Origin of the sequence: Wenxinia marina DSM 24838 (genome assembly GCF_000379485.1) — a bacterium.
Taxonomy (GTDB): Bacteria; Pseudomonadota; Alphaproteobacteria; order Rhodobacterales; family Rhodobacteraceae; genus Wenxinia; species Wenxinia marina.
The window spans coordinates 305,233-314,870 of sequence record NZ_KB902277.1 but is presented as its reverse complement, the minus strand read 5'-3'; the positions used below and the strand labels follow the sequence as shown (position 1 = coordinate 314,870).

General features: G+C 68.8%; 10 protein-coding genes. 6 read left to right on the top strand and 4 right to left on the bottom strand.

Annotated features, from left to right (window positions below):
• Positions 1–319: 319 nt before the first annotated feature.
• Positions 320–1,000 carry a hypothetical protein gene (locus tag A37W_RS0103405; protein ID WP_018301620.1) on the bottom strand — a complete coding sequence of 227 codons (681 nt, stop codon included), beginning with the start codon at positions 998–1,000 and terminating at the stop codon, positions 320–322.
• A 145-nt stretch (positions 1,001–1,145) separates the two neighbouring features.
• Here A37W_RS0103405 and A37W_RS23115 point away from each other — a divergent pair, with 145 nt between their 5' ends.
• Entirely contained in the window at positions 1,146–1,370 is a 225-nt protein-coding gene (locus A37W_RS23115; RefSeq protein ID WP_081617020.1) for a DUF2188 domain-containing protein, read from the top strand.
• Between the two features lie 240 nt (positions 1,371–1,610).
• Positions 1,611–2,000, top strand: coding sequence for a hypothetical protein (locus tag A37W_RS23640; protein ID WP_157236462.1), 390 nt, complete (start codon positions 1,611–1,613; stop codon positions 1,998–2,000).
• 3 nt (positions 2,001–2,003) lie between these two features.
• Here the strand turns inward: A37W_RS23640 and parE are convergent, their stop codons facing one another.
• Positions 2,004–3,962: a DNA topoisomerase IV subunit B gene (gene parE, locus A37W_RS0103400; RefSeq protein ID WP_018301619.1), complete on the bottom strand. Its 1,959-nt coding sequence runs from the start codon at positions 3,960–3,962 to the stop codon at positions 2,004–2,006.
• 145 nt (positions 3,963–4,107) lie between these two features.
• Between parE and A37W_RS0103395 the strand changes: the two genes are divergently transcribed.
• From A37W_RS0103395 to A37W_RS0103380, 4 genes are all read left to right on the top strand, one after another.
• Positions 4,108–5,052: a D-2-hydroxyacid dehydrogenase family protein gene (locus A37W_RS0103395; protein ID WP_018301618.1), complete on the top strand. Its 945-nt coding sequence runs from the start codon at positions 4,108–4,110 to the stop codon at positions 5,050–5,052.
• 57 nt (positions 5,053–5,109) lie between these two features.
• Positions 5,110–5,991, top strand: coding sequence for an NAD-dependent epimerase/dehydratase family protein (locus A37W_RS0103390; protein ID WP_018301617.1), 882 nt, complete (start codon positions 5,110–5,112; stop codon positions 5,989–5,991).
• On the top strand, positions 5,988–6,935 hold the full coding sequence (locus tag A37W_RS0103385) for an isopenicillin N synthase family dioxygenase (protein WP_018301616.1): 948 nt from the start codon (positions 5,988–5,990) through the stop codon (positions 6,933–6,935). The genes A37W_RS0103390 and A37W_RS0103385 overlap by 4 nt, the downstream gene beginning before the upstream one ends.
• A 77-nt stretch (positions 6,936–7,012) precedes the next feature.
• On the top strand, positions 7,013–8,380 hold the full coding sequence (locus A37W_RS0103380; RefSeq protein ID WP_018301615.1) for an MATE family efflux transporter: 1,368 nt from the start codon (positions 7,013–7,015) through the stop codon (positions 8,378–8,380).
• Between the two features lie 6 nt (positions 8,381–8,386).
• Here the strand turns inward: A37W_RS0103380 and A37W_RS0103375 are convergent, their stop codons facing one another.
• Both A37W_RS0103375 and A37W_RS0103370 read right to left on the bottom strand, forming a co-directional pair.
• Positions 8,387–9,271, bottom strand: a complete 885-nt coding sequence (locus A37W_RS0103375; RefSeq protein WP_018301614.1) for a tetratricopeptide repeat protein — start codon at positions 9,269–9,271, stop codon at positions 8,387–8,389.
• Positions 9,272–9,280: 9 nt separating this feature from the next.
• A complete protein-coding gene (locus A37W_RS0103370) occupies positions 9,281–9,475 on the bottom strand; it encodes a hypothetical protein (RefSeq protein WP_156169397.1) in 195 nt (64 codons plus the stop codon).
• Positions 9,476–9,638: the final 163 nt, after the last annotated feature.

The window sequence follows — 9,638 nt, the reverse complement described above, 5'->3', positions numbered from 1 at the left end:
ACGTCGACGCCGATGCACTCTTCTGTCATGATCTTCTCCTGTCCCTGTCGGTGCGGGGTCTGGTCACGCAGCCCCAAGCAACTGTTCAGGTTGACGATCCAAAGGCGGACGGCTCCCGCGCCGGCTCGCGGGCTCCAAGCCCTGGGACCTCACGGGATGCCGTCCGCCACCAGCACATTGACATGATTTCGTTAGACAGGGGCCTCGATCAGTAACGTGGAACCGCGCGAGGTCCCGGGTCAGGCCCGGGACGGGTGTTCGTGAGCCGACCCGCCCCGGCCCCCGAGCCGGGGTCCCGCCGGGCCGGGCGCTTCCGGGGTCACCCGCAGATACCCTCCGTCCGCACCCCGTCCCACGGCAGCAGCACCTCGCTGGCGATCGGCCGGTCCAGGGCGGGCAGCGCGAAATGCTCGGACAGCATCGCGTGGAGGCGCTCCGTCCGCTCCGCCTCGGGCGCCAGCACCCGGCAGCAGAGGTACTCCTCCATGATGGAGCCCTGCTGCTCCCACCCGTAGTCGAGGAAGCCGGTCGTCGAGTCGGGGTCGAAGAGGTAGGGATCGGGCGAGCCCACATGCTCGAACAGCGCCTTCAGCGGGTGGTAGCCGGTCTCGGCCCGGTTCTGCCACTGCCAGACATGCACCATCTCGTGCGCGAAGATCATCGCCGCCGCGAGGTTCAGCCGTCCCTCCGGCAGCCCATCGAGGTAGTCCTCCAGCCAGAAGCTGTCGCGGAAATGGACGTTCTGGAAGACGGTCAGCGCGGCCGTCGTCACTTCGGTCGTCTTCACCTCGGGCGGCGGATACAGCCGCTCCTGGCAGGTGTTCCGCGGCCGCACCGGGATGGTCCGCGGATGCTCCGGCGCGAGGCCCTCGTGGAAGCGCACCGCCCCGGGCGCGATGGCGGGGCCGAGGAAGGCGTCCGCGAACCCGGTCTCCGCCGGCGTGAGCGGCCGCCCGCAGGCGGCGAGGAGGAGGGCGGCGAGGAGGGGGAGGGCGCGCATGGGCGGGACGCTCGCGGGGGAGGGCGGGGAAGGCGACAGCGGAGGTCGAAGCAGACTTCGGCCAACGGAGTCAAGGCCAACAAAGTACCATTGAGAAATGCCTCGTCTACGACTAGATTGTTGTTAGCTTCAAGAGAGGGGACCAATGGCAACCAAGGGTCTGCACGTAACTCCTCGGGGTGGAAAATGGGCTGTTAGGCAGTCTGGCTCGTCGCGTGCAGCGGTCGTTGTAGAGACGCAGGGTGAAGCCATCCAGATTGCTCGCGAAAAGGTTAAGAAAGCGGGTGGTGAAATTTACGTGCATGGCAGGGACGGACGTATTCGGGAGCGAAGTTCTTATGAGAAGGAGTCCTATCCCCAGAAGGGATAGAACGACTTGGCATACGAGCGGTCAGTCTTTGTTAATTGCCCATTTGACGAAGAGTTTGCGCCTCTACTAGAGGCAATCCTCTTTTGTGTCGTCCGTGCTGGGCTGAATCCTCGTCTCGCGTCTGAGAGGATGGAAGCTGGAGAAAGCCGACTCGAGAAGATCATCGAACTCATTGGTGCCTGCAAGTATTCAATCCATGATCTTAGTCGAGCGGTCGCTTCCGAAGGAGTGGGCTTTCGTATGAACATGCCCTTTGAACTTGGGCTGGACATGGGCCGTCGGCGCGCTCCCGACCCAGAAACCAATGACAAGCGATTTATTATATTCGAGCGTGAGCAATACGAGCTCAAGCGCACCTTGTCAGACTTGGCTGGACAGGACGTCGAATTCCACCGGAATGATTATCAGCTTGTGTTCAAGAAGTTGCGAGATTTTCTTCGCGTCGAAGCGGGTTGTACCGAATTGCCTGGAACGACTGCGCTGATCAGCGAATACGATACATTCCAGGCATGGATGATTGAAACGAAAATAGCCGAAGGACACACGGAGAAAGAGGCGCTCGATTTGCCGACCCGCGAACGTCTTGATGCTATGCAAGACTGGATGAGAGAGGGGAGGCCGTCCAGTTAGCGCCTAAACATCCAACTCCTCCACGAACCGCGCGTTCTCCTGGATGTACTGGAACCGCAGCTCGGGCTTCTTGCCCATCAGGCGCTCCACGAGGTCCGCCGTCTCGCCCGGCTCCTCGTCGCCGACCGTCACGCGGATCAGCTTGCGCGAGGCGGGGTCCATCGTGGTCTCCTTCAGATCCTTGGCGTCCATCTCGCCGAGGCCCTTGAAGCGCGAGACGTCGATCTTGCCCTTGCCGCCGAGGCCTTTCGCCAGCCATTCCGCCTTTTCCGCCTCGTCGAGGCAGTAGACCCGTTTCGCCCCCTGCGTGAGCCGGAACAGGGGCGGGCACGCCAGGTACAGGTGCCCGTGGTCGATCAGCGGCCGCATCTGGGTGAAGAAGAACGTCATCAGGAGCGAGGCGATGTGGGCCCCGTCGACGTCGGCGTCGGTCATGATGATGACCTTATCGTAGCGCAGGTCGTCGATGGCGAATTTGGTGCCGAGGCCGACGCCGAGGGCCTGCGACAGGTCCGAAATCTCCTGGTTCGAGCCCAGCTTGGACGACGCGGCGCCGAGCACGTTCAGGATCTTCCCCCGGAGCGGCAGCAGCGCCTGCGTCCTGCGGTCGCGCGCCATCTTCGCCGAGCCGCCGGCGCTGTCGCCCTCGACGAGGAAGATCTCGGTCCCGTCCCGCGCCGTCGCCGAACAATCGACCAGCTTGCCGGGCAGTCGCAGCTTCTTGGTCGCGGTCTTGCGGGCGGTCTCCTTCTCCTGCCGGCGGCGCATCCGCTCCTCGGCGCGGAGGACGAGGAAATCGAGAATGGCGCCCGCGGACTTGGTGTCGGCCGCCAGCCAGTTGTCGAAATGGTCGCGCACCGCGCCCTCGACCAGACGGGCGGCGTCGGCGGTGGCGAGGCGGTCCTTGGTCTGGCCGACGAACTCCGGCTCGCGGATGAAGCAGGACACCAGCGCGCAGCCGCCCGAGATCAGGTCCTCGCGGGTGATGTCCTTGGCCTTGCGGGCGTTCGCCAGCTCGCCGTAGGCGCGGATGCCCTTGAGGATCGCCTGCCAGAACCCGGCCTCGTGGGTGCCGCCCTCGGGCGTCGGCACGGTGTTGCAGTAGGACTGGATGAAGCCGTCGCGGACCGGCGTCCAGTTGATCGCCCACTCGACCTTGCCGGGGACGCCGAACTTGTCGCCGAACTCCACGGTGCCGGCGAAGGGACGCTCGGAGTAGGTGGACGCGGTGCCCAGCGTCTCCTTGAGGTAGTCGGCGAGGCCGCCGGGGAAGTGGAACACCGCCTCGCGCGGAGTCTCGCCGTCGTCGATCCCGGACTTCCAGCGGATCTCGACTCCCGAGAAGAGGTAGGCCTTGGAGCGGACCATCTTCAGCAGGCGCGCGGGCTTGAAGCGGTGGTGGCCGAAGATCTCCTCGTCCGCGTGGAAGGTGGTCGTCGTGCCCCGCCGGTTCGGCGCCGCGCCGATCTCCTGCACCGGCCCCTGCGGGATGCCGCGCGAGAAGCGCTGCTCCACCAGCTTGCGGTCGCGGGCGACCTGCACCACCATGCTGTCCGAGAGCGCGTTCACGACCGACGCCCCCACGCCGTGGAGGCCGCCGGAGGTCTGGTAGGCCTTGCCCGAGAACTTGCCGCCGGCGTGCAGCGTGCAGAGGATCACCTCGAGCGCGGACTTGCCCGGAAACTTCGGGTGCGGGTCGAAGGGCATGCCGCGGCCGTTGTCGCGCACGGTGACGGAGTAGTCGGCGTGCAGCTCCACCTCGATCCGGCTGGCATGGCCGGCGACCGCCTCGTCCATCGAGTTGTCGAGGATCTCGGCGACGAGGTGATGCAGCGCCCGCTCGTCGGTGCCGCCGATGTACATGCCCGGCCGCTTGCGGACCGGCTCCAGCCCCTCCAGCACCTCGATGGAGGAGGCGTCGTAATCCGTCGGTTCCCGCTCGGACCAGAGATCGTCGGCCATGGCTGCTCTCGTCTGTTCTTGTTGGCGCATAATGTGGCAGGGCAGGGGGCCGGACGCAATCGGTTGGGCCGACTTGTCCACAGAGGATGCGGCGCTGGCGTCCGGCCCGCGCGGCGCTATCGTGACGGCGAGACAGGAGGGACGGATGAAGGTCGCGGTGCTGGACGATTACGCGGGGGCGGCCCTGCGGTTGGCGGACTGGTCGGAGCTGGACGTGACGGTGTTCGACGCGCCGCTCACGGATCCGGCGGCGCAGCTGCGGGGGTTCGAGGCGGTCTGCCTGATGCGCGAGCGGACGCCCTTTCCGGCGGAGCTGATCGAGGCGCTGCCGGACCTGCGCCTGATCGTCACGTCCGGGCCCCGCAACGCCGCCATCGACCTCGCGGCGGCCGAGGCGCGGGGCATCGTCGTCAGCGGCACGATGAGCCGCAAGACGACGACGTCCGAACTGGCGCTGCTGATGATCCTCGCCCTGAACCGGCGGCTGGTGCCCGAGATGCGGGCGATGGAGCGGGACGGCTGGCAGTCCGGCCTCGGCCGCGACCTGGCGGGGCTGACGCTGGGCGTGATCGGGTTGGGTGCCATCGGCGGCCAGCTCGCCGCGCTCGGCCGGGCGCTGGGGATGGAGGTGGTGGCCTGGTCGCAGAACCTGGACGACGACCGTGCGGAGGAGGTGGGGGTGCGGCGCGCCGAGACGCTCGCCGAACTCCTCGCGACGGCCGACGTCGCGAGCATCCACCTCGTCCTGTCGGACCGGACCCGCGGCCTTGTGGACGCCGCCGCGCTGGAGCACGCGAAGCCGGGGCTCTGCCTCGTCAACACCTCGCGCGGACCGATCGTTGAGGCGGCGGCGTTGCTGGACTGGCTGCGGCGGGATCCGGCGGCGACGGCCGGCCTCGACGTGTTCGACGTGGAGCCGCTGCCGATGGACCATCCGCTGCGCGACGCCACGCTGACGGGCGAGGGGCGGCTGCTGCTGACCCCGCACCTCGGCTACACGACGGAAGAGACGTTCCGCCTGTTCTACCGCCAGACGGTCGAGGCGGTGCGGGCGTTCGCGGACGGCGAGCCGATCCGGCGCCTCGCCTGACTTGCCCCTGCCGCCGCCCGCCCCATACTCGGGCGGGCAATGGACAGGGAGGTCAAAATGCGTGTCTTTTTCACCGGCGGCGCGGGCAAGGCGGGGCGGCACGTGGTGCCGTACCTCGTGGAGCAGGGCCACCGTGTCCTCAACGCCGACCTCGTCAAGCTGAACCACCCGGACGTGCACGACCTGCGCGTGGACCTGACGGACGCGGGGCAGGTCTACTCCGCGCTGACGTCCCGCGCCGGCTATGACGAACTCGACGGCGACAAGCCCGGCTTCGACGCCGTCGTGCACTTCGCCGCGATTCCGGCGATCCTGCACACGCCGGACGCCGAGTGCTTCCGGGTCAACACCCTGTCCACCTACAACGTGATGGAGGCGGCGCTCGCCCTCGGGATCCGCAAGGTCATCTTCGCCAGCTCCGAGACCACCTACGGCGTGTGCTTCGCCCAGGGCGAGGTGCGGCCGGAGTACGTGCCGGTGGACGAGGAGCACCCGACGGTGCCGCACGACAGCTACGCGATGAGCAAGGTCTGCAACGAGGCGACGGGGCGGTCCTTCCAGGCGCGGACGGGGGCGGACATCTACGGGCTGCGGATCAACAACGTCATCGAGCCGCATGAATACGCAGAGAACTTCCCGGCCTTCATGGAGGATCCCTCGCTGCGCCGGCGCAACATCTTCGCCTATATCGACGCCCGCGACCTCGGGCACATGGTGGATCGGTGCCTCAGGACGGACGGCCTCGGCTACGAAGTGTTCAACGTCTCGAATGACGACATGAGCGTCGGGATCGGGTCGTCCGAGGTGATCGAAAGGTTCTACCCGGGCGTCGAGGTGCGCCGCGAGATGGGCGAGACCGAGACGTTCTACGCCAACGACAAGGCCAAGAGGATGCTGGGCTACCAGCCGAAGCATTCCTGGCGCGAGGTGCTGGGGTGAGCGACGGGATCCGGGTCTGGGACCTCGAGGCGTTCCGCGCGGCGACGGGCGAGGAGCGGGCCGCAAGAGCCCGCGATCTCGATGATATATTGCGCACGACCGGCTTCCTGACGCTGGCGGGTCACGGCGTGCCGCAGGACGCGATCGACGACGTACGCGCCGCCACCGCCGCCTTCTTCGCCCAGCCGCCGGAGGCAAAGGCGCAGGTGGCTGCGCCCTACAAGGGCTACCCCTACGGCTGGCTCGGCCCGCTGGCCGAGGCGCTCGCCGCCTCGCGGGGCGAGGCGACGCCGCCGGATCTGAAGGAGAGCTTCAACGGCGGGCCGCTGGAGGTGCCCGGCGGCGTCGACGACCCGGACGCGCACGCCTTCTGCTATCAGCCGACGCTGTGGCCGGACGTGCCCGGCTTCCGCGCCGCGTGGGAGCGTTACTACCGCGAGATGGAGGCGCTCGCCGCCCGCGTCATGGGCGCCTGCGCCGCCGCGCTCGGCCTGCCGGAGGATCACTTCGAGCCGAGCCTGCGCCACCCGGTCTCGGCCCTGCGGGCGCTGAACTACCCGGCCACGGACGCGGACCCCGAGGCGGGGCAGCAGCGGGCGGGGGCGCACACCGATTACGGTACCCTGACGATCCTGCTGCCGCAGGCCGGCTCCCGCGGGCTGGAGATCAGGACCCCCGCGGGGGAGTGGGCGGAAGTGACGCCGCAGCCGGGCTGCTTCGTCGTCAATATCGGCGACCTGATGGCGCGCTGGACGGCGGACCGCTGGGTCTCGACCCTGCACCGGGTCGTGGCCCATGCCGGCCAGCCGGGTCGCCAGAGCCTCGCCTTCTTCCACCAGCCGGACTGGGAGGCGGAGATCGTGCCGCTGGACGGTTCGGACGCCTACCCGCCGGTGCGGTCGGGGCCGTACCTGATGGGCAAGTTCCGGGCGACCGGCGCCTGAGGCTGCCCGGAAAACAGGCATCGGCGGAGCGCGGCATCTGGACGCAGGCCGCGGCCGGGCCTAAGGCCTCTCGGGCCATGACCCGCCCGATTCCGACCACCTTCCGCGGCCACGCCCGCGCACTCGTCACGCTCGGCCTGCCGCTCGTCGGCTCGGCCGTCGCGGGCTTCGCCATCCACATGACCGACGTCATCATGCTGGGCTGGTACGACGTCATCGCGCTCGCCTCGGCGACCATCGCGACGTCGTTCTGGTTCAACCTGTGGATCCTCGGCGCGGGTTTCGGCAACGCGGTCAGCCCGATGGTCGCCTCGGCCATCGCGGCGGGCGACGAGACGCGGGCGCGGCGGGTCACGCGAATGGCGTTCTGGCTGTCCGCCGGCTACGCGCTTCTCATGGTGCCGACGCTCTGGTGGTCGGAGGCGGTGTTCCTGTGGATCGGGCAGGAGCCGGAAGTGGCGTCGCTGGCGCAGGCGTACCTGCGCATCGCCGTCTGGGGCATGTTCCCGGCGCTCGCGGCGAACGTGATGCGCAACTACCTCGGCGCGCAGGGCCTGACGGCGGTGCAGCTGTGGGTGACGCTGGGCGGCGTGGCGCTGAACGGCTTGTGCAACTACGCGCTGATCTTCGGCAACCTCGGTCTGCCCGAGCTGGGCATCCGCGGCGCCGCCATCGCCTCGATCGCGGTGCAGACGGCGACGCTGGCGGTCCTCGTCTGGTACGCCGAGTGGCGGTTGCCCGAGGTACGGCTGTTCCAGCGCCTCTGGCGCGACGACGCCGAGGCGCGGCGCGACGTGTTCCGCCTGGGCCTGCCGATCGGCCTGACGTCGCTGTCCGAGGGCGGCCTCTTCACCGCCTCCGCGGTGATGATGGGCTGGGTCGGCGCCGTGCCGCTGGCGGCGCACGGGATCGCCCTGCAGCTGGCGGCGCTGACCTTCATGTTCCACGTCGGGATGAGCCAGGCGGCGACGATCCGCGCCGGCGGCGCCTACGGCCGCCGCGACGAGACCGAGTTGCGGGCCGTCGGGCGGGCCGCCATCGTCATCGGCCTCGGGTTCGGCGCCGTCGTCGTCCTGACCTTCCTCAGCATCCCCGAGACGCTGGTCGCCCTCTTCGTCGACCCGGCCGAGCCGACGCGCGCGCAGCTGATCGCCATCGGCGGCACGCTGGTGCTGATGGCGGCCCTGTTCCAGTTCGTCGATGCCGGCCAGATCATCGCGCTGTCGCTGCTGCGCGGGGTGCAGGACACCGCGGTGCCGATGTGGCTGGCGGTGGTCAGCTACTGGCTGATCGGCCTGCCGGCAAGCTACCTGTTCGGATTCGTTTTCGGCATGGGCGCGGTCGGGATCTGGCTGGGCCTCACCTTCGGCCTCGGCACGGCGGCGGCGACGATGATGGTCCGCTTCTGGGGGCGCTCGGTCCGGATCGCGACGCCAACGGGCTGACGGCGGTCAGGCTTCCTGCATCGCCCGCCGGTCCGAAAGATCGCCGCGGAACAGGTCCTGCCACAGCGGGAAGCCGATCTGCCGGGCGAGGTTGCGCCCCTGCCGCAGCAGCATGCCCGCGCGACGCATATCGCCGGTATCCTGGGCCAGGCGACCCGCCTGGTTGAGGATCTCGCACTGCGCTCGGGCGTCGCCCTCGCCTCGCGCGATCTCGATCGCTTCGGAGAAGACGTCCGCGGCGCGCTCGGGTCGGCCTGTCCGGGCGAACGCGGCGCCCAGCACCTCGAGCGCCGAGGGAAGGACGACGCGGTTCTCCCAGCCGCGACACAGAACGACGGCGTGCATCGCGGTGCCCCACGCGGCATCCGGCGCACCGCCGCGCAGCTGCGCCCAGGCGAGAACGAAGCGGAGATAGGCTTTCGTGGCTTCCTCGGCGTAGGGCGCCGCGGCATCGACAAGCTGGGCGGCGCGATCGAACTCCCCCATGAGACCCATCGCGATGCCCTCGCTGCCGATCAGGCAGCACCACGTATCGACGTCGCCTTCGCTCCCGAGGACCTCGTGCGCGCGCTCGATCGAGTCCATCGCTGCTGCAAAGTCGCGGCGCCCGCACTGGATGCCGGCCGAGAGCGCCCAGATCTGCGCCACCGCTTCGGGCGAGAGATCGTCGGCGACCTTCATTGCGCTCTCTATCAGGGTGCTGGCCTCGGCCAGTCGCCCCGCCCACACGGCCTGCCAGGCGAGGGTGCGGCGGGCCAGCCCGCACTCCAGGCGATTGCCGTGGCGAAAGGCGCTGCGGGCCAGCCGTTCGCTGCGCCGGCGGTCGGCCCACCTCCCCTGCCACGCGAGGCGGTTGAGGAGTTTGGGATCGGCGAACTGACTATCCGCCATCCCGTGCCGTCACCGTTCGCCGCGCAACTGCGCGAAGGGGAGGACCGCGCCGGCGCCGTCGTTGCGCACCGGCCGTCCCTGCGGGGCTGCGACGTGGCCGGGACACTCGCGGTGCTTCTGCGACAGGATTTCCAGATCGGCGGCAAAGTCGGCAAGCCCGCGTTTTCGGGCGATCTCGGAAAGATCGTTCACGAACGCGATCATCCAGCTGTTGTCCCCGACCACGGCGTCCCTCCCGGCGAGTTCCGTTGCTGGAAGCGTACCACAAGATCCCTGCGATACAACGCGCGGTGCGGCGTCGTCGTCTGCCGTGTCGTCCTGGCCGCAACGTGGTCCCGGAACCGCGCCGCTGCCCGGACCGTTTCGA

Excerpts from the sequence above, each read along its gene's own strand:
- A37W_RS0103405 (WP_018301620.1), bottom strand. The coding sequence starts at position 1,000 with ATGCGCGCCCTCCCCCTCCTCGCCGCCCTCCTCCTCGCCGCCTGCGGG.
- A37W_RS23115 (WP_081617020.1), top strand. The coding sequence starts at position 1,146 with ATGGCAACCAAGGGTCTGCACGTAACTCCTCGGGGTGGAAAATGGGCT.
- A37W_RS23640 (WP_157236462.1), top strand. The coding sequence starts at position 1,611 with ATGAACATGCCCTTTGAACTTGGGCTGGACATGGGCCGTCGGCGCGCT.
- parE (WP_018301619.1), bottom strand. The coding sequence starts at position 3,962 with ATGGCCGACGATCTCTGGTCCGAGCGGGAACCGACGGATTACGACGCC.
- A37W_RS0103395 (WP_018301618.1), top strand. The coding sequence starts at position 4,108 with ATGAAGGTCGCGGTGCTGGACGATTACGCGGGGGCGGCCCTGCGGTTG.
- A37W_RS0103390 (WP_018301617.1), top strand. The coding sequence starts at position 5,110 with ATGCGTGTCTTTTTCACCGGCGGCGCGGGCAAGGCGGGGCGGCACGTG.
- A37W_RS0103380 (WP_018301615.1), top strand. The coding sequence starts at position 7,013 with ATGACCCGCCCGATTCCGACCACCTTCCGCGGCCACGCCCGCGCACTC.
- A37W_RS0103375 (WP_018301614.1), bottom strand. The coding sequence starts at position 9,271 with ATGGCGGATAGTCAGTTCGCCGATCCCAAACTCCTCAACCGCCTCGCG.
- A37W_RS0103370 (WP_156169397.1), bottom strand. The coding sequence starts at position 9,475 with ATGATCGCGTTCGTGAACGATCTTTCCGAGATCGCCCGAAAACGCGGG.